The 25,568-nt window shown below is 46.3% G+C and carries 19 protein-coding genes; 8 read left to right on the top strand and 11 right to left on the bottom strand.

Going from position 1 to position 25,568, the window contains the following annotated elements; all coding sequences use genetic code 11:
* Window positions 1-62 precede the first annotated feature (62 nt).
* The 4 genes from QUB25_RS03070 to QUB25_RS03085 all read right to left on the bottom strand — a co-directional run bounded on the left by QUB25_RS03070 (window position 63) and on the right by QUB25_RS03085 (window position 5,941).
* Window positions 63-3,104: an SMC family ATPase gene (locus QUB25_RS03070; protein WP_333181966.1), complete on the bottom strand. Its 3,042-nt coding sequence runs from the start codon at window positions 3,102-3,104 to the stop codon at window positions 63-65.
* Window positions 3,105-3,275: 171 nt separating this feature from the next.
* Window positions 3,276-4,451, bottom strand: a complete 1,176-nt coding sequence (locus QUB25_RS03075) for an exonuclease SbcCD subunit D (RefSeq protein ID WP_333181967.1) — start codon at window positions 4,449-4,451, stop codon at window positions 3,276-3,278.
* Window positions 4,452-4,644: 193 nt separating this feature from the next.
* Window positions 4,645-4,971, bottom strand: a complete 327-nt coding sequence (locus QUB25_RS03080; protein WP_333073728.1) for a DUF433 domain-containing protein — start codon at window positions 4,969-4,971, stop codon at window positions 4,645-4,647.
* A 67-nt stretch (window positions 4,972-5,038) separates the two neighbouring features.
* A complete protein-coding gene (locus QUB25_RS03085) occupies window positions 5,039-5,941 on the bottom strand; it encodes an ion channel (RefSeq protein WP_333181968.1) in 903 nt (300 codons plus the stop codon).
* Between the two features lie 112 nt (window positions 5,942-6,053).
* Between QUB25_RS03085 and QUB25_RS03090 the strand changes: the two genes are divergently transcribed.
* Entirely contained in the window at window positions 6,054-6,374 is a 321-nt protein-coding gene (locus tag QUB25_RS03090) for a hypothetical protein (protein ID WP_333039230.1), read from the top strand.
* A 358-nt stretch (window positions 6,375-6,732) separates the two neighbouring features.
* Here QUB25_RS03090 and QUB25_RS03095 read toward each other — a convergent pair whose 3' ends face one another.
* From QUB25_RS03095 to QUB25_RS03120, 6 genes are all read right to left on the bottom strand, one after another.
* On the bottom strand, window positions 6,733-8,067 hold the full coding sequence (locus QUB25_RS03095) for a hypothetical protein (protein WP_333060000.1): 1,335 nt from the start codon (window positions 8,065-8,067) through the stop codon (window positions 6,733-6,735).
* Window positions 8,068-8,618: 551 nt separating this feature from the next.
* Window positions 8,619-9,140 carry a hypothetical protein gene (locus tag QUB25_RS03100; RefSeq protein WP_333039233.1) on the bottom strand — a complete coding sequence of 174 codons (522 nt, stop codon included), beginning with the start codon at window positions 9,138-9,140 and terminating at the stop codon, window positions 8,619-8,621.
* Between the two features lie 287 nt (window positions 9,141-9,427).
* Entirely contained in the window at window positions 9,428-9,778 is a 351-nt protein-coding gene (locus tag QUB25_RS03105) for a hypothetical protein (protein WP_333039234.1), read from the bottom strand.
* A 387-nt stretch (window positions 9,779-10,165) separates the two neighbouring features.
* Window positions 10,166-11,266, bottom strand: coding sequence for a saccharopine dehydrogenase NADP-binding domain-containing protein (locus QUB25_RS03110; protein WP_333039236.1), 1,101 nt, complete (start codon window positions 11,264-11,266; stop codon window positions 10,166-10,168).
* 493 nt (window positions 11,267-11,759) lie between these two features.
* Window positions 11,760-13,457 (bottom strand): beta-carotene ketolase CrtO, encoded by a 1,698-nt coding sequence (crtO, locus tag QUB25_RS03115; protein WP_333039240.1) that lies wholly within the window; start codon window positions 13,455-13,457, stop codon window positions 11,760-11,762.
* A 431-nt stretch (window positions 13,458-13,888) separates the two neighbouring features.
* Window positions 13,889-14,989, bottom strand: coding sequence for a tetratricopeptide repeat protein (locus QUB25_RS03120; protein ID WP_333181969.1), 1,101 nt, complete (start codon window positions 14,987-14,989; stop codon window positions 13,889-13,891).
* Window positions 14,990-15,139: 150 nt separating this feature from the next.
* Here QUB25_RS03120 and QUB25_RS03125 point away from each other — a divergent pair, with 150 nt between their 5' ends.
* From QUB25_RS03125 to pstB, 7 genes are all read left to right on the top strand, one after another.
* Entirely contained in the window at window positions 15,140-15,466 is a 327-nt protein-coding gene (locus QUB25_RS03125; RefSeq protein ID WP_172184303.1) for a YbjQ family protein, read from the top strand.
* A 269-nt stretch (window positions 15,467-15,735) separates the two neighbouring features.
* Window positions 15,736-16,359, top strand: a complete 624-nt coding sequence (locus QUB25_RS03130; RefSeq protein ID WP_333181970.1) for a hypothetical protein — start codon at window positions 15,736-15,738, stop codon at window positions 16,357-16,359.
* Between the two features lie 344 nt (window positions 16,360-16,703).
* The gene (locus QUB25_RS03135) at window positions 16,704-17,861 is read left to right on the top strand and encodes a sulfate ABC transporter substrate-binding protein (protein WP_333181971.1); all 1,158 of its coding nucleotides are present in this window, start codon (window positions 16,704-16,706) and stop codon (window positions 17,859-17,861) included.
* Window positions 17,862-17,911: 50 nt separating this feature from the next.
* Window positions 17,912-18,901: a PstS family phosphate ABC transporter substrate-binding protein gene (locus QUB25_RS03140; protein WP_333181972.1), complete on the top strand. Its 990-nt coding sequence runs from the start codon at window positions 17,912-17,914 to the stop codon at window positions 18,899-18,901.
* 18 nt (window positions 18,902-18,919) lie between these two features.
* Window positions 18,920-19,864 carry a phosphate ABC transporter permease subunit PstC gene (gene pstC / locus QUB25_RS03145; RefSeq protein ID WP_333181973.1) on the top strand — a complete coding sequence of 315 codons (945 nt, stop codon included), beginning with the start codon at window positions 18,920-18,922 and terminating at the stop codon, window positions 19,862-19,864.
* Between the two features lie 5 nt (window positions 19,865-19,869).
* Complete coding sequence (gene pstA, locus QUB25_RS03150; RefSeq protein ID WP_333181974.1) at window positions 19,870-20,766, top strand: phosphate ABC transporter permease PstA; 897 nt, start codon at window positions 19,870-19,872, stop codon at window positions 20,764-20,766.
* Between the two features lie 37 nt (window positions 20,767-20,803).
* Window positions 20,804-21,610, top strand: coding sequence for a phosphate ABC transporter ATP-binding protein PstB (pstB, locus tag QUB25_RS03155; protein ID WP_333181975.1), 807 nt, complete (start codon window positions 20,804-20,806; stop codon window positions 21,608-21,610).
* Window positions 21,611-21,809: 199 nt separating this feature from the next.
* Here the strand turns inward: pstB and metH are convergent, their stop codons facing one another.
* On the bottom strand, window positions 21,810-25,361 hold the full coding sequence (gene metH / locus QUB25_RS03160; RefSeq protein WP_333181976.1) for a methionine synthase: 3,552 nt from the start codon (window positions 25,359-25,361) through the stop codon (window positions 21,810-21,812).
* Window positions 25,362-25,568 lie beyond the last annotated feature (207 nt).

The raw sequence follows: 25,568 nt of genomic DNA on the forward strand, positions 1-25,568 counted from the left end.
CAGGTTTAGTGATAATGTACGTCCTTAAGCAAGTTTACTATTTCCCGCACGCGCCTCTCACTTCAGGCTCTATGTACTTCTATTTTAGAACCTTGGGGGGATTTAGAAACTTTAACTTGTGCGGGCAATCTTTCGCCCAATTCTCGAACGTGGGTAATCACTCCAATCAGCCTTTCTCGCTGCCGCAAAGATTCTAAAATCTGAGTAACGCTTTCTAGAGTTTCGGTATCTAAAGTACCAAATCCTTCATCTAGAAATAAGCTGCCCAAGTGAGATCCTTGAGACAGCTTTTCTGACAAAGCTAAAGCCATTGATAAGGAAGTGGCAAAGGTTTCGCCACCGGAAAGAGTACGCACTCGTCTAGCTTCGCCGCCGTTCCAATTATCTGCTACCCAGTATTCGCCGTCTTGGTTTATTAGTTTGTAGCGATTTTCGGTTAATTCTTGCAAAATTAAGGTGGCGCTTCCGACTAATTCTGCTTCTAAATGTTCTAAAATGTATGATTGAAATTCGTTGGATTTGAGGTTCTGCGCTAAGGTGTGATAAGTTTGCTCTTGTTCTGTGAAATTTGTGATTTGCTGTGACAGTCTTTCGGCTTGTTCGAGATTTTGGGCTGCTACTTGAATCCAAGCTAACAGTTCGGCGCGGTTGTTGTTGGCTTGTTTGAGGTTTTCTTGGGCGGTATGTTTTGCCGATCGCACTTGTGCTAAAGTATTCTCATCGGTATTTCTGCCTGCGATCGCCTCGCTCAAATCTTTCGCCCGCGTCTCTAACTGAATTTTTGATTCGCGGTGAGAGCGAATAGCATTTTCCCATTCTGATTGTTCCTTAACTGTCGCAACCGCTGCTAAAAATGTCTCTTCTGTGAAATCAACCGCTGTTAATTTTGCTCCCCAATCCAGGTTTAACTGCTGTTTCTGGGCTTGGGCTTGTCCAAAAGCTTCTCCAGCTTGTTGCTCTCTCTCTGCAGCTTGAATAACCTTATTTTGAGCAGTTTGATATGACTTTTCGGCAACTTTCACCAGATTTGCCAAGTCTTGCTTGTCTTGTTCTAAGACTTTTGCTAAATTAGCATAAGGTTGATATTCGGTAATTTGATAAAGCGCATTTACACAACTTTGCAACTGCTGCTGGCGGCGGTCTGATTCGGCGATCGCATCTTGATATTCCTGCTGTTTAGCTGCTCGATTCGCTACCGCAAGATTAAATCTTTCCTGAAAATTATCATATTCCAATGATGCCAGTTGGAACTGCTGTTCGGTTTCGCGGTATTGGCGATCGCTCTCTTTAAGGATTGCCAACTCCTGTTGCAACCCCAAGCTTTCCCAATCAGGAGTCTCCAGAACTTGAGTGATTTCCTGCTGCAATTCGGCAACTTTATTCGCGGTTAATTGCAACATTTGAGCAATTTCCGACTCTTTTTGCAGGCAGGCTGAAACTGCACTTTTTCCCTCAGCCGCCAACCTTTGAGCATTTTGAAAAACCTGATTTGCTGCCGCCAATTTCTGCCGCAAACCAGCGACATCGACAATATTAGAATTCGGCAAAGGAGGGAGGCTCTCGCTCTCAGGATGCACCCCCCCACACACCGGGCAAGTATCGCCAGAATTCAGCGACATTCTGATAGCAGCAACACTCTCTAAACGTGCCGCTTCCGCATTAGCTGTTTCCGCCGCTTCTAACTCGCGGGCGCACTCTTTTAGCCTGAGTTCAACTGCTTCTAAATTAGCGGTAACCTCCACATAATTTTGTTGAGCGCTTTCCTTCTCTGCCAGAGATTTATCCAACTGTTGTTGCTGAGTCTTTTGCTGCTTGCTAATTAGGTGAATTTCCATCAATAAGGGTGAAATTTGCTGCAATTGCTCTAAACGCTTTCCTCCCTGCGAATACTGTGCGAGCTGTGCCGCTGCTTGAGTAACTCGAAAACCCGCGCCTTGAATTTTAGTGTTAGCAGCTTGCAGGTCTTTATCTGCTGCCATAAAAAAGCGGAGTTTTTCCTGTTGATTTTTTTGGGCAAGCGCAACTTCTTTTTCTAATTGAGCGCGCTGTTCTTCATATACTTTAGCAGCAGCTAGAGCATCTTCGCGAGCCTTAATTTGTGGCGCTAGCACCTCTTCTTTGGCTTTTGCCGCGTCAAGTTGCTGCTGCTCTACTGCCAGCTCAGAGCGAGCTTGAATTAACTGCTTTCGCGCTGCCACCGAGGCACTTTCGGCAGTTTCATACTGACTGCGAGCCGATCGCACTAAAGCCCAATCTCCCTGTAAATGATTGGCAGCTTGCGCTCTTTCTAAACGCTGTGCTAAAATTGCAACCTCAGCAGAATTAGCATTTAATTTAGCAAGTTCTTGTTGCAGCTCTTGCCAGCGAGCGATTTGCGAAAATAGCTGTTCCTCTTCATCTAGAGCCTTCTGAGCTTTCATGACAGCGCGATCGAACTCAGGCAACTGCTGCTCTAAAATCAAAAGTTGCGATCGTCTTTGAGCCACCTCATCAGCCGTCGGCGCACTCAAATCCGCTAGCTGCCTTTCCACCATTTCCCGTTCTTGTTTCAGCAACTTTGCGAGTTCATTTGTTTCCTTCCGCATCTGCTCAAAAATCTCAAATCCCGCTAGCTGACGCAAAATTTCCCGGCGTTTTGATGTATCCCCTTTAATAAACTCATCAAACTTGCCTTGAGGCAGAACAATGGCTCGCGTAAAAGTATCAAAATCCATTCCTAAAATCTGTTCAATGGTATTTTGAACAGCAACGATACTCGTCCCCAAAGTTTCCCATTGACCATTTTGCCAGTTGTCCAAAATCACCTTATTTTCCGGAGATTTGGGACGGAAACGCCACCTTCGCGTCACCCGATACTGTGCCGAACCCACAGCAAAACGCAACTGCACTTTTAAATTTTCGCTGCCTTGACTTGCCAAATCACTTACTTGTTTGCCGCTGCGAGTTGTCGTGCCAAAAAGAGCGTAAGTCATGGCATCTAACAGTGAAGATTTGCCCGCACCTGTAGCACCAGTAATTGCAAACAAATCGAGTTGAGAAAAATCTAAACGCTGTTCGCGGTGGAAGCTGGTAAATCCTTCGAGAATAAGTTCGAGTGGACGCATACTGATTTTAGATTTTAGATGGTGGATTTATATTACTCTTTACCAGGCTCTGCCTGGTAACGAATATCGAGAGGCTCTGGCTCCAATTTTCCTATTTAAGCGCGAGGCAGAGCCTCTGGATATTTCCAGACTGAGCCTGGAAGTTAAAATAAGGGGGAGGGACAAGAGTATTTAATTGTTAACTGTTTCCTTAAACTTCTTGTACAAGTTTTGAAATTCCTCCAATACTGCCGGTTTCGGTGTCGTTCCTAATCGGTTTTGATAATAGTTGCAAAACTCGGCTGCCGGATCGAAATTATTGGGATCGATATTAGTTATTTCTGTTGCTTCTAGCGCTGCATCTGGATAGCGCGGTTCAATTAACAGCGCTTGAGAACAAATTTGGCGCACTCGATCGGCAAGTCCGATTTGCGGACTTTCCAGTTCTACAATTACTTTCAAGAAACCCGGGTGATACTGATGAGCTTCTAAAGTTTCATCGAGATTGTCGTTATGACATTTAAGCACTTTTAACGGCTTGTGGCAAGCCACAGGCTTAAATTCCACCTTTGCCTGACTTCCCGGCTCAACTTCTATCAAGCAAAATCCTTTTTCCTGTTCCGCTTCTCCAAAATCTAACTGAATCAAAGAACCGGAATAATAAGCGGGAGAAGTCTCAGAAATCCGCTGGTGAATGTGGATGTGTCCGAGTGCAACATACTGAGCTTCCGGCGGCAGAGTTTGCGATGAGAGCAGGTATTTTTCTCGCGTGTAATAAGCGACTTCTGATTTGGCCAATCGAGCGCCGTCAATGCTCATGTGTCCCATGAGAATATTGACAGTATTGTCTCTAAAATCCCTGCTTAAATCTTCGAGTAAATATGCTACTATTTCGCGGTAATCTTTTCGGCGATCGGCATCGCCAGACTGCCATAGAGAATTAGCATCTAACAGTCTTTGTTCGGAAGCAAAAGGCATCGCTCCCACGCAAAGTTTACCGCTTTTTGTATTGAGAGTAATTGTGCCGCCGTCTGCGGAACGCCTGGGTTTGCCTAAAGCGCGCACACCGGCGAGGGAAAGCAATTGCGCGATGCTGTCGATGCGGGATGCCGAATCGTGATTACCGGCGATCGCAATTGCGGGAATTCCTGCCGCTTGGAGTTCGCAGAAAAAGTTATAAGCAATGCGTTCGGCATAAGCGGGTGGGTTGGGCACGTCGAAAATGTCGCCGGCGACGAGCACAGCATCGACATCCAAGGCTTTTGCTTGCTTCAAAATCTGTTCGAGGGCGATCGCAATTTCAAAAGTGCGATCGATCCCTCGAAAACGTCGCCCTAAATGCCAGTCAGCAGTATGAATTATTCGCATAGTACGAGGAGTATTTTGTTTATGTTAACTGAGATGTTGTACCATTTTCAAGAACGGGCAAGATGCCCGTTCCACAAAGAATGAATTTCTTGTGGAACGGGCATCTTGCCCGTTCATAAAAGGCTGATTTAAAATGGTAAAATATCTCAGTTTTAATACTTTGTGCGATCGCGGTATAAATATCTGCCACAGTTTATGCCTCTTCCTGTTCTCGAATTGCTCTTTCAATCTCATCAGGATATGCCTCAGCATAACTAAAAGCATTCACCAAATCTGCGGCACTCAGATCGGGATGACCTTCTAAAATATGAGCATCGGTGGCACTTTGACGGCGATAACTTACCAAAAGCCAAACAGGAATCCGAGTTTTTCGGATACAGGCTTCTCCGCCCATGACACCGGGAGTCTTTTGAATTCCCGGCCAAAAGTTGCTTAAACTTTGGGCTAGGAATTGTATAGCTTGAGCCTTTTCTTCGGGAGTTAAAGCCAAGAGTTGCGGTTGCAATTCTTTGAGTGTCATCTTCGTACTAATTGAAGTCATAAATATCAATTTTTGTCGTCCTAGAGGTATTCTAGCACTATTATACTCACAACTTCTCTTCCACAGGCTTCACATCGTGAAACCGAGTATAATCAACCACCCGCCCTCCCGTCGCCGATTTCAAAAGAATATCTACAAATCGCATATTCCACATAATTTCAGATGCTACAAAAGAATGTCGCGCATGAATAGTTTGCGAAACTGTTTCGTCAATTCCTGTTAAAGTAATTACAATTTCCGCTTGCTGTTCCATCAAGTCTTCGGCAGTAAGTTGGTACAAAGGACTGCTCTCCTCAATTGCGTGCATAACCGTCCAAGTTAAGGCAAAAACCGGAGAGTGACTTCGCACTAATTGCAAATCGTAAAAACGCCGCATAAATTCTCCTTCCGCTGTTACCTCGTTGCGGATCAAAGTAGCTCGCTGCTGCGCTTCTAAAATTTGGTTAAAACGCTGATTTGCAGTGCGGTACATCAGAGTCGGAATGCCGTTGAAAGGAGCGATCACAGCTACCCGGCTGAAGATAACTCTAGCTGTTGGTCTGGAAAATCTCGAAAAAGCCAGTCCCGTCACCATCGCCACTCCCCACAAACCAAAAAGCGCTTGGATCGCGACTATAGTATTAGCGTAATCTGTGCGCGGATACATAGAGCCGTAGCCGATCGTCGCCATTGTTTGCACGCTGAAATAAAAGGCATCTGGGAAAGAACCCGGCCGCGCGTTAGCAATGCAATCTCCTCCCGCCAAGTAAGCTAAGGCAAATAAAGAATTTGTGACTATATAGGAGAGACAAATGAGGATGAAAAATCGCGGCCAAGAAAGAGTTAGCAGGCTGTGGTAGAGGTCGGCAAAATGCAGGCGCGGTACTCCCAACTTGACAATATTTAAGGGGAATTGTCCTTGGCGGCTGACTAAACGAGCCTGTGGCTGGTGGTTGCGGTTGATTTTCATTGCGATTTGTAACTGCGGCTGTTTCAATTTGTAACTATTGCTTTGACCTGGAAAACTTATCCTTTAGACTGATGTCTGATTCCAAAAATTCGGATAAAAGCGGAGTTTAGAAATGGTTGAGCTTAACTGGCATGACTATCTCGTTATGGTTTCTTTTGTGGCTTCTATTGCGGGTCTAGTCCTGCTGGGTGATAATCGCAACTCGCAGCCAACGGACGATCGCACTTTGAGCGAAGAAATCCTAATCAAGATGAGCTTTACTTACTGGATAGTGTACTGCATCTCTTTTTTCGGGCTGAAACTTCACCTACCAGAAGATAGCTGGTTATTGCTCAGTTTGAAGCTGACTACGGTTCTTTCTTACTTGTTGACTGCTTCTAGCATACTCAGCCTGCCGCTGCAACGCATGGCTGTCCGACGAGTTGAAGATTAACAAAAGGTGTTTGTAGTGAGGACTTCAGTTGTTTCGATCGCGGTGAAGAAAAACTAAAGTCCTGACTGCAAAGCTATTTGAGTAATATTACCGGGCCATAAGCTCACAGCTAGCTGTGAGCTTGTTTAATGGTTTATTATCTGAGGCATGCAGACTAACGCGCCCAAAATGGCTAGGGTCGATCGCACTGGCACTTGAAATTGCCATTCTCTTCCTGCTTTCCCTTTGCTGTGGCAATCTCATCGAGTATCCCTTGGCAAAGCCGGCGCGTTAGCCCATAGCATGAGGTGGAGTTGGTGAGCAGCCTACACTGTATGCGATACCATAGCGTGTAGGAGTATGCCACGAACTTAGTTGCTTAGGATTTAAAGCCTTTAGAGCTTTTCTTTTTCTCCTGCGGTTTAGACTTTGACTTATTAACTTCGCCTAAAGCTTCCTGAAATAAGTTGTGCAGGTGCACGGGAACGCTGGCAATTTCCGGGAGTTCAGGTTCTAAAGGTTTTTTAAACTCTTGCAGCAAGGCATCTAAATCGCGATCGAGCTGAAAGTCTGTACGTTGCAATACAGTTTGCAAAATTTGTTCTAATTTCGCTGGATTAACTTTAGCTAACCGTTGCCAAATCCAGGCATTAATTGCAGGATCTTCGAGATAGTTACGCACCAGCTTTTCGTAACCGGGAACAGTTGAAAAGTCTTCAGCAGATAGCAGTGCAGTAAATTGAGCGTAAGTAGACAAAAAGGTTTGTCCCCAGCGAGGATGAGAAAGTGCTGTCACCTGTTCGGCTTTCTTGAAGCGATCGGGCAATTCGACTTTCGGCATTACCATTTTTGAACTAGCATTGCTGTCGAGCATTACCTCAACTGCGTTAGCATCGGCACCAGCCGCCGCGATTGCTGCTGCTTTGACTTCTTCTCGATCGACTCCGGCATCCTCAACGATATCCGCCAGAGATTTACTTCCATCAACGCCGATATCCGCTAGGCGTTTTTTAGTGATGAATTCCTGAAATTCAGCCAACTGTTTATTCAGGTGATACCCCGATAGCGTCAATTCATCACTACCAAAAAATTCGGTAAAATCTTCATGGTACTTTTCTACTGACTGCCAAGCTTGCTCTAACAATTCCGGGGCATCGCTGTACAGGTTCTTGTTGTGATTTTGCTTGAAATTGCCGATCGCCACCGCCAACTTCGGCTTACCCAATTTCCCCTTCAAAATGGGAGAGCTCGAAAGTATCCACCAGTCATCGGTAAGGGGAGAAATCCGAGCCAGCAAGATTTCTCCTAACTTAAAGCGAGACATCTCTGCAAGAAAATTAGGACTGTTGGGCTTGACAACGTAGTGCTTAGCCGTCAGCCAGTTCATCAGTTCAAACCTGTCGGGGGAAAGTTGAGTGATTTCAAATAAGCCAGTGAAGCTTCTGTGCTCCCAACTTTCGAGCAAGCTACGATCGCTCTGGGTTAAATCCGGCTGACTTTCGACAAATAGGTCGATCGGCGTTTTCTCTCCGACTTTACCTTCGATGGTAAAACTGTCAATCACTTGATTTTGCTGAGCAATATCGTAGCGCTCGCCGGTCGATCGAGCTGCAGCATAAGCTTCCAAAGCTACCGCCAACTCTCCCTCAGCATCCAGCACAAAGTCAATTAAATTTTGCTTGAGTGTCCAAGCTCTTTCCAACATTTCATCCACAAGTAATACCAATTTTGAATGAGAGGATTTAGATTAACAATTATCGGACTTGAAGCCACCGACACTTTACGAGCCGGCTGCGATTGAAGAAAGCGCATCGCGAAAAATGACAGAAATATGCGATCGATGCCTCAGTCGTGAATAAGTTTAATTTTAAGGCTAATAGTCAAAAAAAAATGTTAATCTCAAACGGAAGCATCCCGATTTTGTAAAAAGCATTTTTTAGGAGTGCGATCGTCCCGCACAACCAAGCCTCTACGTCTCTAGCGAGTTATCACAGCGAACAGTCCTGTGAAATAAAAATCGTGTTGAAAAATGCGATTTCAAGGGATCATAAAAATACCCTCTCCGATGTAGAGAGGGGCTGAAAATCCCCAAAAACTTCGCTAAACTCGCGTTAAAAACTGTGCCATCTATCAACAACAGTCCAGAACGCAGCAGCCGGGTTTTTTTTGATCAAACACTTCTCTCCATTCCGGTACCCGGCTAAAAATAATCGGAACGCTTGAGTTTGTGTGTCTCCAAGACTGAGAAATACTTGGCGTAAGCCCTTAGCGGCCGTCTTTGTCAATGTCACCAGGAACAGCGCGTTCCACCCGATCCCAAGCGTCGCGCGTGGCGTGCTTAGCTTTTTCCCAAGTCACATTAGACTTACCGCGATTTGTTTCGTAGTCGCGCTGCAAATCCGGTTCAATCTCGTGGTATTTCTTACCAGTAGCGCCATAGCGGCTGTATCCCTCATAACCGGTGCGGTATGCAGGCTGATAGTCTTCGTAAGTCGCGCTCGTGTCCACGTAAGGACGCGAACTGTAGTTGCTTTGCCAGTAAGCATCTTCTACCGTGGGGTCGATCGCCTCGGCCACACCTTTGCCCACCAAACCGCCGCTAAACGAACCCACAACAGCGCCGACAACTGCTCCTACAGGCCCGCCGATGGCACCGCCGATCGCAGCACCCGCAGCACCCGCACTCGCCGCACCAATACCGGTTCCTACTGGATGAGCCCCTTTTTCGCCGGAAATCGGGTCTAGGTTAGCATCAGGTTCATGTACCGTTTTTTTGTCATCGCTCATGATATTTTTTTCCTTTTATCTAAATGTAACTATTATTAAATTTACCTTTTAAATTCATATCTATTCATCTGCCTTAAGGCTGAAGCTGCTAGCTTCAAAAGGAGGGAAAGGATAAAATACTTCTCGACTCACAAACGAGTTTTACACGCTACTTTCAAGCGATAAGGTGCGCCGAGGCGCACCCTAGATAATTATCTTCAAGTAAGTTCTGACAGTGGCTTCATTGTCTACTCACTGAAGCTGTCTATTTACCAGCAACTTGAGTTAGATATAAATCTCTTGATTTATTAGTTGCCCGTGACTTTTTCGATCAAATCTTCAGCTTTTTGAACTATTCCTTCTTGCGGGTGTTCTCCCTTGTACTCCTTTAAGCTTTCGTCGTAAGCTTTCTCGACCTTTGCAGGATTTTGAGAGGTTTTGACTATTTCTTCGTAAGCTGCTTGGGGATTGAGATCCTCGAAACTTTCTGCGGGGTCAGTAATTCTAGCTTCTGGCTGCGCCTGACTCCTGTCTTGACCTGCGTAAGCAGCCTGACTGGGTACTATCGCTAGACTTAGCAAACCAATGAACGCCAAGGTACAGACCAGCAAAATGCTTTGGCTCAATGTTTGTCCTAGAGCTTTTAAAACCCGCTTCATATCAACTTCTCCTCGTATTTTTCCGCAAAAATTATGGTGTTTGTCGCCCCTTCACTGCGATCGCACATTGACTACCTTGGTTCAAGCGCAATCTTTGTCGCAGCTACAGCATCTAGAGCGAGCCAAAAGGGATGTTTCCCGTCATGTCCCATATCTTAAGCGCCTGCTTGTTACTATTACTTCTACCAAAAGATAGATTAGTTAGACAAGCGGAACTCATCTCCTATGAGGGGCGATCGCAATTCCTGCGAGGAACCCTATCTAGGGGTTTTCCCATCAATTACGAAGCCCCTGACTCTTCTCTTTCGGCCCGTGTTTCGCGTCTTAGCAGTTCGGGCAAAAATCCCATTTTCCAACATTTTAAAGTCCTATAAATAACCTAAGTAACTACAAAACCACCTGCTCTATGTCTAGTTTTCTGTTCTGCATAGCGCGTTCAAATAGCTCAGTAGAAAGAGCTTGTTCGACAGACCAAATGCCAGGTTTTTCCAGTTTACCTTCTAACATTAATTGAGCGATGCTGCCAGTACCAATGCCAGTAGCGACGGCAGCATTGGGGTGTATCGCTGTCGAGCAAACTTTAGCGGGTTGACCGTTTTTGAGACCAGTCACTTGCGATCGCACTGCCACGCCAACCCCACTAAAACTATTAGTAACACTGGTCATCCCATAACTGACGTAGGAGAGAAATTCAATCACGGAGTTATTTTTGAGCCAGCTAGCAGGCCAATACTTGGCAACAAACCAGGTAAGGTGATTGTAAAGGTCGGGAGACGTACCGAATTTAGTCACAACTGATTTGACGGGGAATGTTTCGGGCAAAGTGATTGCTTCCGGCATATCAAACCAGTAAACCCCTGTTTTGCCGTAGGGCGCGGGAAATTCAATTGTTTCGCGATCGCTGTAGGGTTTTACTTGGTGCCACTTGCGCTCTTCCCAAACCTCAAAAGGAGTTTGCAAGCCTAAAAAAGTAGTTCTCATGACGGTAACGCCAGCGCCGCCAGAACCTCCGACTACATAACTCAAATGGATGTGTTCTGCTTCATCTAATTGTTCCACATCTCGGCGCACCATGCTATTAGACACACCGGGGAAAATCCCCGTATTAATAATAGCCGTAATCCCAGCATTTTTAGCTGTTTCGCGCAATTCTAAAGCTCTGCGAGTAAAACTGCGGCTGTCGCTGACATCAGTATAATTAACACCTGCTTCTATGCAAGTTTTTAATACACTAGCGTCTCGGTAGTGAAAAGGTCCAGCACAGTGAACGACGAGGTTAGAGGATGAAACCGCTTGGTGCAGGGCTGCACTGTCTGCTAAATCTAAAGCTTGATACTGCACCCTATCCGGTGGCAATTCCGGCGTAATAGAGCCTTCAGGGTTGCGTCCGGTAATAGTAATTTCTGCATCGGTATGGGTAACAAGGTCTTGGGCAACGCTGCTGCCAATTCGTCCCCGCCCACCGACAATCAAAACTCGGTTTGCCATCGCTAAAAAAAGGGTAACGCCACTTCTCAGTTTCTCAACTTGGGGCCAGCGTTTTCATCCGCATAAAGTATGAATTAAGGAGAATGCGAGATGCTGGGGGATCGGCGGCGATCGCCCTGATTCGGAGAGGGGGAGCGACTTCTACCAGCGACTTGCCTGTTTTGCTAAATTAGAGGTTTGGCTGCAATACTAAGTTCAAAAATGCTTGCAGTGTTAACTTGTTCTTCTAATATTGAGAATTTTATCGATGGAATATGCTCTATGATAACAAAATATTTTAACAGATTTGATGAAACGCCCACCGTCGCCACCAAGCGCGAAAGATGCACAGGATTTACAAAGGGTATTGAGGGCGATCGCAAATCTTTTTCCCTTCACAGGGCATCAACCAGAAAAAAATATCGCACTCCCCCACTGATAAATCAATACAAACAAACGCAGATGGGAGTCATCTGCGTTAATCTGCGTTAATCTGCCTACAGTTCAAAAAATCTTACTTCTCATTACTCCGAAATACCGACTTACCCTTCGCTTTCAGAGTATTAGCCGCATCTGCGAAAGTCTGGGCGAAAGGCTGCTGCGAGTGCATGAAAACGCGAGCGGTATTGCGTCCCGGCATACCCGAAATCGAGCCGCCCGGATGCGTTCCCGCCCCCGTCAGAAACAAACCATCGATCGGCGTTTTGTAATTAGCCAACTCCGGCAGAGGACGGAAAAAGATCATCTGATCCAGGGTCATATCAACGTGATAATAATTCCCCTTCAAAGCCCCCAAACGTTCTCCCAATTCCGCCGGACTTTCCACGCGGCGGCCGATAATTGACTTCTTGATATTCGGTGCATATTCTGCCAATTTGTCAATACAGCGATCGGCAACTTTGTTTTTCAGCTCATCCGTCCACCCCGTACCGTGCTGGCCGGTTCCTTCAGCATTTTCGATCATGTAAGGAGCAAAAAATTCAATCCAAGCTGTATGATGTCCGGGGGGAGCCATTGACGGGTCTCGTACCGTCGGAAACACTACATACATCGATGGGTCAGAGTCGGGGATTCTGCCGATTGAAGGGTCGCTGTGAGAAATTTCAACGTGTCTCACCGAGTCTGCAATTAAAACCGAACCCATTAAATACTCGTCCCGATGATTCCAGCGATCGAACTTGGGCATTTCATTGAGAGCTAAGTCTATTTTGAGAATAGTCTCGTTGTTGTTAACAATTTTGCGCTCCAATCTTTCCCGCAAATCCGGGTCGGCACTGTCAACATCGCTGGAATCCATTAAGTGCAGAAATAAGCGCTTAGCATCAATATTAGAAATGACACCTTTTGTAGCGCGGTATTCCGTGCCGCCGGCAACTCGAACTCCCACAGCGCGACCGTCATCAACTAATATTTTCTCGACGTGCTGGTCGGTAAGTACCACACCTGAATAACTTTTGACTAAATTGAGCAGCGCTTGCACTAATGCACCCGTCCCTCCGCGCGGTCTTGCCATGCCGGGATTGTGCCTCATTGCTAGCATAATTGCGCCTACAGCCAGGGTTTTTTGCGAAGGAGGCGCGCCGAGTTCTGCGGCTAATCTTGCTAGGGGTGCTTTGATAAATTCCTCGTCAAACCACTCGTTGAGAAGGTCTTCAGCGCTGGTGAGCATCGTGCGAATAAAGTCCAGCGTTTTGTCGGGGGAACCGATGACTGACAATAAATCTTTGATCTTTGCAATATCGTAGTTGCCCAGAATATCTATGATGGATTTTGGTGGCGCATTAAACATCGGAACCATTGCACCTAAAGCCCGCTGCCAAAAGTCTGTATATTCGGCATATTTTTTAGCATCGCGCTCGTTGTAGCGGGCAATTTCTGCACAAGTTTTTTCTACGGATTTGTGCGCTAAGAAATATTTGCCATCGGGATGCGGACAAAAGGCCACTGGATCGCAGAAAAGATATTCTAAACCGTATTTTTCCAGTTCTAATTCTTCTACAACTGGCCCTAAATGGATAAACTCGTGGTCGATCGCGCACAAATTGAATTTAAAATCCGGTAATTCGGGAATCGCAGCTTCGGTAGTGGCCGCACCGCCGGGAACCGAACGTTTTTCTAACAAGAGGACAGTATATCCAGCTTTGAGGAGATAAGAAGCGCAGACCAGTCCGTTGTGACCCGCGCCTATGATAATGACATCATACGTTTGCATAGATGAAGCTCTAGGGATAGGATATTTTGCTTATTTTACAAATGTTAACAAGTTGGTCGTCTCTACCAATGGAAATAGATTAATTGTCAGTAAGCCATTTTAACATCTTACAAAAGATGGAGCTTTGACAAAATGCTGTTGTGCGATCGCCTTTATTTCTTTTTAAACTTACAGAGCGATCGCCTTTCTCAAATCGCGCCCATATTGTACTCTATTTAGCCACATTTATCTGCATACAATAAAAAAATTAAGCAAACAAGTAACAAGGAAGAAGAAAGAGGAAAGGGGGTATAGGGAATAGGTAATAGAAACAGTTTTGAGATGGCTTTTTTCCTGGCAACACTGCGAGTGGAAGGAGTTAAGCCCTAGGAAAATTACTTACTCCACACTCAAAACTGCTACTCAATTACCTATTAGTACATTGAGACATATTACTTTAGTTGCTGGAGCGCCGCCTCAGCTTTTTGTACACCATCATTGTTGCCTTGCTGGCGGTAAGTGTCGAGGGCTTGTTTAAAAGCTTCAATTGCTTCGGATTTGCGATCGCGTGCTTTGAGTGCCGTACCCATATTGTAATAAGCTTCCGCCCGGTTTGGGTCAAGCTTGATCACTCGCCGAAAAGTGGTAATAGCTCCTGAAAAATCTTGTTTTTCCAGTTGAATTTTCCCAATTCCTGCGTGTGCTTCCACTAAATTTGGTCGCACCGCAATAGCCCGCTGATAAGCTATAAGCGCTCCGTCAAAATCGTTTTGTGTCTGGAGAAGTTCGCCAATTTCTAGCTGCACTTCTGGATTCCGGGGCTCCAATTTGGCAGCTTCTTCAAAAGCAGCTAGCCCTTCGGAAGTATAGCCGGCACGCAGCAAAGCAGTTCCTAATTTTAACTGGACACCGGCTTGTTTGGGAGCGAGTTCGGCTGCTTGTTGGAGCACGGTGACAGCACTGGCAAAATTTCCCTGCTGGATCAATACTAAACCCATTGAAGAATAAGCTTGCCAATTTTTTGGATCGAGGGCGATCGCCTCTTGGTATGCTTTAAAAGAACCGCTGTAATCTTTTTGCTGAAAGAGTACCACTCCGAGACCGATCCGGGCATTGACATTTTTGCGATCGAGCTGAGCGGCGCGGCGGTAAGCTGTGGCTGCTGCGGGATAGTTTTGCAAATTCGCCATAGCATATCCTAAGGCGTATTGGAAGTCAGCATTGTTGGGTTCCAGACCGATCGCTTGTTGGTAAAATTCTACTGAGGCTTGATAGTTGCCTTGACGCGCTTCTAAATAGCCAATACCAGAAAAAATGCGGGGGTTTTCCGTATCTAAACGTGCCGCTTCCTGATAAATCGCGATCGCCTTACTGTAGTCTCCTAAATCTACAAACTCGCGCCCTTGTCGCAGCAGAGCATCTAAATTTGAATTATTTTGAGGGTTGACTTCAACTGACGTTTCTGCTGAGAGCGCTATCTGCGGCGCAGCGACAGCGAATCCTGCTACTAACAGCGTACTGAATACCAAGAGACTTTGTTTGTGCACGGCCATTTGTTTCAAAGAGTGTGTGGAATGAAAGGGCGAGTTGCTGTCAGCTTAGCAAGCTGACAACTTATGGTTTACCAGGAATCTTGGAGGGGCGAGATGTAGTAAATCTACAGAACAAGACCCACTCAAAATTTTCGCGACTGAGGCCAACTGATGATTGTAACAACAACTGATATCATCCAAGGAGCAGAAATTCAATCTTACCTGGGAATAGTAACTGCTGAGGTTGTCTACGGCACCAATGCCCTGCGAGATTTCTTCGCGGGCATTCGCGACATCATCGGCGGGCGCACCGGCAGTTACGAGGAAGTGTTTCTCAAAGGACAGCGAGATGCCCTCGCGGAACTGGAAAAACGGGCCCAGCGCCTGGGCGCCAATGCCGTAATCGGGGTGGAAGTAGACACCGGCACGATTAATGTAGACTCGAGCGGGGCTTTGCTGCTGATTACTGCCGTTGGAACGGCTGTAAGATTGCGTTAAGCTGTATTTTCTGTATACGTCCGCATTTCCTGTATACGTCCGGGAAGTTTTCTAACGGGATACAATATTCATCACTCATCAGTCATCAATCATCAGTCATTAGCTAATAGCGGCGGGCTGGTGGCTGATGACTTTTTCGTTTATTTCTTCAGACATAGAGAGTGGTTATTTCCCCAGGCAGATATAGTTTTTATCAATCTCAGCCACAATCAATGCTTAGGTGAAAGATTGTTAAAAATTAAAGCGACTCTCAGAGGAAAGAAAAACCTATGTCATACGTAAATAGACCTGTAGATAACGTTGGTACTGAACCTGTAGTTGTGAATTCAATGATGGAATACCACGATCGAGTACGTTGGGGCCCGATTTTTTCAGGTTTGGTAATTGCGATCGGCACACAACTGGTGTTAAGTGCATTGGGCGCTGCGATCGGGTTGAGCAACATTGCTAATTCAGGAGCTCCGCGCAGTATTTCAGGCGACGTGGGTACCGGCGTCGGAATTTGGTCAATTATTAGTTTATTAATTAGCTTGGCAGTTGGCGGTTGGGTAACTGCTCGCGCTTGCGGCCCGATGAACCGCAACACAGCGCTTTTGAACGGAGCAATTTTGTGGGCAACTACCTTAACAATTGGCTCTTGGCTGTTAGCAAATGGCGTGGCCGGTACTTTTGGTGTCATCGCTGCGAATGCGGGAGAAGCAATTAATCAAGCGCAGCAGGGCGGGGTCGATTTGCCGAACCGAGCACCTAACGTATCTGCTCAGGATGCTCGCAATCTTGCTGGTAATGCTGCAAAAGCTGGTTGGTCGTTCTTGTTCGGCTCACTATTGGGTTTAGTTGCTTCTATGGTAGGAGCATCTGCCGGCGCGCGCACTCCCCGGAATTACTCGTAAAAGTTTCGTCAGACACGGAAAGTTCTATATTCATGAAAGCACTTTTTTTAAGGTGCTTTTTTGTTGGTTTAATTCGTAAACTATCTTTTTTATCGTTCCCAGGTACAAGCTGGAAACCCATTTCTTGAGGCTCTGCCTCCAGGTTTTTAAAGTTAGTCAGTTCTAACTGTTTAGCGAGCACGGCGGGCGGGTGTGAGTTTGGACTCTTGGTCATGGTAGCGGTAGGTTAAGACAATTTATTAAAAAATATTAAAAAAACTGAAGACTCTAATTTGATGACTCTATACTCCTAAGAGTAACTACGCAAACCCGATCAAAATACCGTAGGTAAATAAAAAGTATCGGTGAATCAACAACAAGTTTGGCAAAATTCAGTGACTTCGATCGTTCAGTCTCTAAAATTTGCGATCGCAGCCAGTTCCCAATTGGTGCGATTTTCAGGGCAATTTCTCAAAAAAGCCCAGCATCTAGGACGCTCAGTCCAAGCGTACATAGTCTTGTTTTTACTAGGTGTAATTCTAACTGCGTCAATTGCTGCTTGCTCTGCAGCGAGTGGGGCCAATCAAAGCGAGGTCAAGCTCAACCTAGTTTCCTTCTCAGTAACGAAAGCGGCCCATGACCAAATCGTCCCTAAATTTATTGAAAAGTGGAAGAAAGAGCACAACCAAAACGTCATTTTTGAACGCAGTTATGGCGGGTCTTTAGCGCAAACCGACGATATCATTGCCGGCAAACAAGAAGCCGATGTGGTGCATCTTGCCCTCCCATTGGATGTGGTTCGCATCGAAGAAGCTGGTTTGATTAATTTTGGCTGGGAGGACAGAGTTCCTAGACGGGGAGTAGTGAGTCATTCTGTGGCGGCAATTGTCACCCGAGAAGGCAACCCCAAAGATATTCAAACTTGGGCAGATTTAGCCAAAGAAGATGTAAACGTGATTGCAGCAAATCCTCAAACATCGGGTATTGGCGTTTGGCAATTTTTAGGTCTGTGGGGGTCAGTAACCCAAGAAGGAGGCGAACCTCAACAAGCCCTTGATTTTGTGGGCAAAATCTATAAAAAGATTCCCACCCTAACCAAAGATGCCCGCGAAGCCAGCGACTTATTCTTCCAACAAGGTCAGGGAGATGCCTTAGTCACCTATGAAAATGAAGTGATTTTAGCTGGAACTGGAACGAACCTACCCAAAACCAGTTACTTTGTTCCTCCCCTCAATATCTCTATCGATAATCCCGTGGCAATAGTTGATAAAAACGTTGATAAGCATGGAACGAGAGAAGTGGCAGCAGCCTTTGTCGATTTTCTCTATTCAGACGAAGCTCAGCAAGAATTCGCCAAATTAGGCTACCGTTCGGTCAATCCCTTTATCGCTCAAGGCGGCCAGGTGCAATTTCCCCCAATTAAAACTTTGTTCAATGCTCAAGATTTAGGAGGGTGGTCCTTGATAAAAGAGCAGTTTTTTGCAAACGGTGCCATCTTTGACCAAATTAAGGGAAAGTTCTGAACCTAAACGCCTAATTCACTTTCATTTTTCCAAACTTACACTCAAATGCTATGAAATTTTCTCGTTGGTTTTACCTAATCCCTCTCATCGTCATGGGCAACCTGATGACGAGTTGTGGCAATTCAGGAGATAAGGAACAGCAAATCAGTATTGATGGTGGTGCTGTGGGCTTTAGCGTTTCCCTCGCCGTCGCCGAAGAATACCAAAAACTTTATCCCAATGCCCAAGTCAGCGTCGCTGCCAGCGGCACAGGGGGAGGGTTTAGCAAGTTTTGCGCAGGAAACCTTGATATTGCGGGGGCTTCTCGCACCATCAGAGAGGAAGAAATCAAAAAATGTGCCGACAAAGGAATCGAATTTATTGAACTGCCGATGGCTCTTGATGGTCTTGCGGTAGTGGTTAATAAGGAAAATAACTTTGCCAAATGTCTAACGATTAAAGAATTAGACACAATGTGGAATGCCAAATCCGAAGGCAAGATTACCAGTTGGAAGCAAATCAATCCCGACTTTCCCGACGAAAAACTGTTGCTGTTTGCCCCTCCTTCCGATACGGGAACCTTTGATTATTTCACCCAAGCCGTAACGGGTAAAAGGAAAAATAGCCGTACCGACTTTACCCCCAGTCGCAACCAAAATACCCTCGTTCAAGGGGTGATTGGCAATAAATCGGGAGTGGCCTATCTGGGAATTGCCTTCTTGCTCCAAAACCAAGACAAATTGAAGGGGGTGGCGATTGAAAATGCGGATGGAAAATGTGTTAAACCAGTTCCCCTTGATAACGTTCTGAGAAATATCTATAGCCCCCTCTCTCGCCCCCTCTTTATCTATGTCAATAAAAAAGCCCTTGAAACCAATCCTTCCCTGGAAAGATTCGTGAAATTCTATCTAGAAAATTCGTGGAAATGGGTGGATGGTGTGGGCTATGTGGCGTTACCCGATGAAGCTTATGTGAAAACTAAGCAAAAATTTGAGCGGCGTGAAACCGGAACGAAATTCAAAAAAGCCAAACCCGGTGAACCCATTACTAACTTTATTTAAGGAGGAAATCTCAAGCCCATGACCCTAACTCCTAGTTCCTTTGATGACTCCCTTTTCGCTGCGGATGACTCCTTGCTTAAGAAGGGTTCGGAAGATGTCCCAGAAAAGATTATTGGCGCGGTTTTATTTGCCTGTGCCTTCGTGTCCGTTGCCACAACCTTTGGTATTGTCTGGATCATTTTCCAAGAGACTTTGGGTTTTTTCCAAGAAGTTTCTTTAGCCCAGTTTTTTCTGGATACCCGATGGACTCCCCTGTTTGCCGAACCTCATTTTGGCATCTGGCCGCTGCTGAACGGAACGTTTTTAACCTCTGCGATCGCTATGGCTGTGGCGGTTCCCTTGGGGTTGTCTTCAGCCATTTACCTGAGTGAATATGCCCAACCGAAAGTGGCAGCCGTGTTACGCCCTGCTGTGGAGTTATTGGGGGGAATTCCCACAGTAGTTTATGGTTACTTTGCTTTGCTTTTTGTCACTCCGGTTCTGCGGCATCTTTTCCCCTTAGAGATTTTTAATGCCCTCAGCGCTGGGTTAATGATGGGCATTATGATCACCCCCACCGTCGGTTCCATCAGCTTAGATGCCATTCAATCGGTTCCCCGTTCTCTGCGGGATGGTTCCTATGCCTTGGGCATTACCAAACTAGAAACCATTTTTAAAGTGGTGCTTCCGTCAGCCTTGTCTGGGATTATGGCTTCGATTATTTTAGGCGTTTCCCGCGCAGTGGGAGAAACCATGACCGTTCTGATTGCGGCTGGATCGCAGCCTCGCCTCACTTTCAATTTCATGGAATCCGTCGCCACCCTGACCGCTTTTATGGCGGAGATTTCGGGGGGAGATAGTCCCAGGGGTAGCCTCAGTTTTAAGACTTTGTATGCGGTGGGAGCAGTTCTGTTCGTGATTACATTGGCTCTCAATATGGTCAGCTTCTGGATTTCTAGTCGCTTTAAGGAAAAATACGACTGATTGCTATGGTTAAATCAACTCCAACAAACAATTCCGTCAACACTGCTGAATTTACCGATAACCTAGAACGCCGAGAAGCGATCGGTAAAGTCTTTGAGTATCTATTCTTAATTGGGTTACTCATCGGTTTATTTGTCCTCGCTTTACTGGTTCTTAATATCCTCCATGATGGACTTGGCAGATTGCTAACACCGGGGTTTCTCACGGAAACGCCTTCCCGTTTTGCCGAACGAGGAGGTATCCGTCCAGCCATTATTGGGAGTTTCTTTCTGGGACTGATCGTCCTTGTGGTGGCGGTTCCCATTGGGGTAGGGGCTGCTTTGTACCTAGAGGAATACGCCCCTAAAAAGTGGTGGACTGCCGTGATTGAGATAAATATCGGGAATTTAGCGGGGATTCCTTCTATTGTCTATGGCTTACTGGGTTTAGGGGTCTTTAACTATTTACTAGGGTTTGGGCCTACCTTGATTTCGGGGGCATTAACCCTTGCCCTATTGTCTTTACCTGTGATTATCGTCACGGCGAGGGAGGCCATCCGCGCCGTTCCCGATTCCCTGAGAAATGCTTCCTATGGACTGGGAACTACCAAATGGCAAACCATTCAACACCATGTCTTACCCTATGCCATTCCGGGAATTCTTACGGGGGTGATTATTTCTGTCTCCCGCGCCATGGGGGATGCTGCTTCTTTGGTGGTCGTGGGTGCTGTCAGTTTCCTCACGTTTAATCCGGGTTTGTTCCAACGATTTATGGCGTTACCGATTCAAATTTTCAGCTATATTACTCGTCCTGAACCGGGGTTTGCCAGTGCAGCCGCAGCGACGATTATTGTGCTGATTATCTTGATTTTGGCGCTTAATGGCGTCGCTATCTATCTGCGCCAACGCTATTCCACCCATTAATTAACTTGAGTTGTCAAGATTAAGGAGACCATTTCAGATGACTAACAGTAAAGCCCACCTCAACACGGATGATAGCGTGTTTGATGCAGAAGGCATAAAGGTTTATTACAGTGGCTTTTTAGCCCTGGTCGATGTCTATATCAAAATTCCCCGTCAAAAAATTGTGGCCTTTATCGGCCCTTCAGGCTGTGGCAAAAGTACCTTATTGCGTTGCTTCAATCGCATGAATGATTTAATCCCTGCTGCCAAGGTGGAAGGGAAACTCATTTACCGCAGCCGTAATATTTACGATCCGCAAGTGAATCCCGTCAAATTGCGGCGACAGGTGGGAATGGTGTTTCAAAGACCGAATCCGTTTCCCAAAAGCATTTATGAAAATATTGCTTATGCCCCCAGAACCAACGGATATCAAGGAAATCTGGATGAATTAGTGGAATCTTCCCTCAGACAAGCAGCTATCTGGAATGAGGTTAAGGATAAACTTCAAGAAAAAGGAACGGCGTTATCGGGGGGACAACAACAAAGGCTTTGTATTGCCCGCGCGATCGCTATGAAGCCCGATGTTTTATTGATGGATGAACCTTGCTCTGCTCTCGATCCCATTTCTACGCGACAGGTCGAAGAACTGTGCTTAGAATTTAAGGAACGATACACAATTATTACGGTGACTCACAATATGCAACAAGCGTCAAGAATCGCGGATTGGACGGCATTTTTCAATACAGAAACGGACGATGAAGGCAAACGGCGCGGCAAATTGGTGGAGTTTGGTCCCACTGAACAAATTTTCCGTTCTCCCCAAACCAAAGAAGCGGAAGAGTACATTAGTGGACGCTTTGGTTAAACGCAAGTGTCAGATTTAGGCGTTACGCATTGTCAGCAATGACATTACCTTCTGGGCCAATACTCCGGACAGTTTTGGGAACGATACTACAAGCTTTACTGCTGTAAGTGGAGCCAGAGCCTCCGGAGCTGCGTTACCAGGAAGAGCCTGGTAACGAGTATAATTCACCGAGGAATGTGCGCGGGGCGCACCCGAGAAATTAAGCGGTGAAGTATTTGGCGGCTGGGTGATAGGTGATAATTGCGGTTGTTGATTGTTCGGGATAAAGTTGTTCGCTTTCATCCATGTAGAGGTTGATGCGATCGCACTTTAACAATTCGAGTTGCTTGTACTGATCCGCCATGTTCGGACAAGCCGGATACCCGAAACTGTACCGCGAACCGCGATATCTTTGGGCTAGCATATTGCGAATGTTGTCCGGTTCTTCGCTACCAAAGCCCAATTCGCGCCGAATTCGCGCGTGAGTCCATTCTGCTATTGCTTCCGCTGTCTGAACCGCTAATCCGTGAAAGTAGAGATAGTCGGTATATTGATGGTTAGCAAATAACTTTTGCGCGTACTCTGTAGCAATTTCTCCCACTGTCGCTACTTGCATCGGAAATACATCGATTTTACCCGATTCTTTGGGCGCGAAGAAGTCGGCAATGCACAGCCGGCGCGCCGATTTTTGCCGGGGAAATGTGAATGTTGCAGCAGGTGTCGATACATCTTGCCCGCCATCCATAATTTCGGGCTGATATACATACAAAGAATTGCCTTCAGCTTGACAGGGAAAATACCCGTAAATGGCTTGGGGATGCAACAGCTTCTCAGTGATTATTTTGTGTTTCCATTCCTCCAATTTCGGATAAACTGTCTCAGCTAAGAAAGCGTCGTATTCTTCCCGCGATTGGTCTTTTGGCTTGCGGAACTGCCACTGGCCCGCAACTAAAGCTTGCAAATCTAAGTGCCAGAAAATCTCCTCAAAGGGGATGTCTTCTCCCTGCAACAGTTTCGTTCCCCAGAAAGGAGGAGTCGGGCGATCGATATCTGCTGCCACTGCTTCGGATCGCCTGGTATCTATCACCACAGGAGTGTCTGCTTTCTTCGCATCTTCGACAGAAGTTTCGGGCGAAGTTTTAGCTTCTTTAACCGCCCCATTGTCATCCTCTATTTCGTCTAAAAATCCTTGCAAATCTTCCCATTTTCCAGCAGATTTTGCTGGCATGAGTTTGTCCATAAAGTGCAAGTCGGAAAACGCATCTTTGCCGTAAATAACTTTACCTTTGTAAGTATTTTGGCAGTCTTCATGCACAAACTTGGGAGTCAAAGCTGCGCCGCCCAAAATTACCGGAACGGTAATTCCTTTCTGGTTGAACACTTCCAGATTCTCTTTCATGAACGCGGTGGATTTTACCAGCAAGCCGCTCATCGCTATACAGTCGGCTTTATGCTTCTCGTAAGCTTCGATGATATTGTCAACCGACTGTTTAATTCCCAAATTGATCACTCGGTAGCCGTTGTTTGATAAAATAATATCAACCAAGTTTTTGCCGATGTCGTGAACGTCGCCTTTGACAGTAGCGATGATGAATGTGCCTTTGGCATTGTCCCCGGATTCGGACTTTTCCATGTGCGGTTCTAAATAGGCAACTGCCGCTTTCATGGTTTCTGCTGACTGCAATACAAATGGCAATTGCATTTGTCCCGAACCGAACAATTCTCCGACTACTTTCATGCCGTCTAGCAAGAAGGTATTGATAATGTGGAGGGGCGGATAGGTTTCTAATGCTTTGGCGAGTTGGATGTCGAGGCCAATGCGTTCGCCGTCGATGATGTGCTGCTTGAGGCGTTCTTCGACCGGGAGGTTTGCGTCTTCAGTACGATCGCGCTTGGTAGTTTTGCCCGCAAACACCGTTGTCAGCTCGCCCAAGGGGTCGTAAACGCAAATTTCGCCGTCAAACTCCCGTTCGTCGTAAATGAGTTTACGGCAGATTTCTTGGTGTTTGGGGTCGATTTTGGCGAGGGGCAAAATCTTATTGGCGCTGACAATTGCCGAGTCCATGCCGGCTTGCATTGCTTCGTGCAAAAACATGGAATTCAAAACTTGTCGCGCCGCCGGATTCAAGCCGAAGGAAATGTTAGAAACTCCTAAAATTACGTGACATCCCGGCAATTCTTGGCGGATGCGGCGGATGGATTCGATGGTAGCTTTGCCGTTTTTTCTGTCTTCTTCTATCCCGGTAGAAATTGGCAAAGCTAGGGTGTCAAAAAAGATTTCCTCGGCGGGAATTCCGTAGGCGACGGCGGCGTTATATGCGCGCTGGGCGATCGCAAATTTTTTGTCGGCTGTTCTGGCCATTCCGTCTTCGTCAATTGTACCGATAACTATGCCCGCGCCGTATTTTTTCGCCAACTCTAAAACTTGATAAAAACGCGGTTCTCCGTCTTCGTAGTTAGTGGAATTCAGCAAACATTTGCCGCCCGCAACTTTTAAGCCTGCTTCCATCTTTTCCCATTCTGTGGAATCCAGCATTAAAGGGAGAGTTGCATTAGTCACAACGCGGGAAACTAATTCTTTCATGTCGCGCACTCCGTCGCGACCGACATAATCAACGTTGACATCGAGAACGTGCGCGCCTTCTCGCACTTGTTCCCTGGCCATTGCTACTAAACCGTCCCAGTCTTCCGCGTTTAGCAAATCGCGGCATTTTTTGGAACCGCTGGCGTTGAGTTTTTCGCCGACAATTAAGAAGGAATTCTCTTGTTCGTAGGGTTGGGCGGTGTAAATTGAAGCGGCGGAAGGTTCCCAAGTAATTTCGCGGATTTTGGGTTTAAGAGTTTTGCCAATTTCTGATAGTTCGCGGATGTGATCGTAGCGGGTGCCGCAGCAGCCGCCGATGACTTGCACGCCTAAGTCTTCGACAAAGCGCATCAAGGCCATTTTTAATTCTATTGGCGTGAGTTTGTAGTGCGCGTGGCCGCCGATGTTTTCGGGTAAACCGGCGTTGGGAACGCAGGAAACGACGAAGGGCGAATGTTCGGAAAGGTATTTGACGTGTTCTGCCATGCGATCGGGCCCGGTGGCGCAGTTGAGGCCTAAAATGTCGATCGGGTACGGCTGCAAAATGGCTAGGGCGGCGCTGATGTCGGAACCGACTAACATTGTGCCGGTAGCTTCCATTGTGACTGATACCATTAACGGTATTCGCGCACCTTTTTTCTTAAATACTTCTTCAATGGCATTTAATGCTGATTTAATTTGCAGCACATCTTGACAAGTTTCGACAATAAATAAGTCAACGCCGCCGTCATAAAGTCCTTCTGCTTGTTCGGCAAAAGCGGCGGTGAGAGTGTCAAAATCAATGTGTCCTAATGTTGGCAATTTGGTGCCTGGCCCGATCGATCCTGCGACAAATCGAGGTTTTTCTGGCGTGGAAAATTCGGCGGCGATACCCTTGGCGAGTTCGGCGGCAGTTTTGTTGAGATAATATGCTTTGTCTGCCAAATCGTATTCGGCGAGTACGATGGAAGCAGCGCCGAAGGTGTCTGTTTCGATGACATCGGCCCCGGCTTCGAGGAATCCCCGGTGTACGTTGGCGACGGCTTCGGGTTTGGTGTGGACGAGATATTCGTTGCAGCCTTCGTATTCTTTGCCGCCAAAGTCTTCTGCGGTGAGGTTTTGGACTTGCAAGTTGGTTCCCATCGCGCCGTCGAAGACGATGACGGGGCGTGAGGGGTGGTGGAGGCGATCGAGGAATTTGCTATTCATAAGCGGTAAAAAAAACGCAGGTGCTATATATTTACAATTTTATCTATTGTGCAATATTGTCAACAATTATGTGACTGTTGGCCAATGACTAATTACTGAAGGATTTAATGCTGCTGACAATAGTTCGATCGGGTGCATCTCACTTTTGCAAATACATCAAGCGGAAAGTTGACCATTGAGATAAGCACAGCGCAGAGAAAGGATAGA

This window comes from Microcoleus sp. B3-D7 (genome assembly GCF_036705305.1).
In the GTDB taxonomy this organism is placed as follows: domain Bacteria; phylum Cyanobacteriota; class Cyanobacteriia; order Cyanobacteriales; family Microcoleaceae; genus Microcoleus.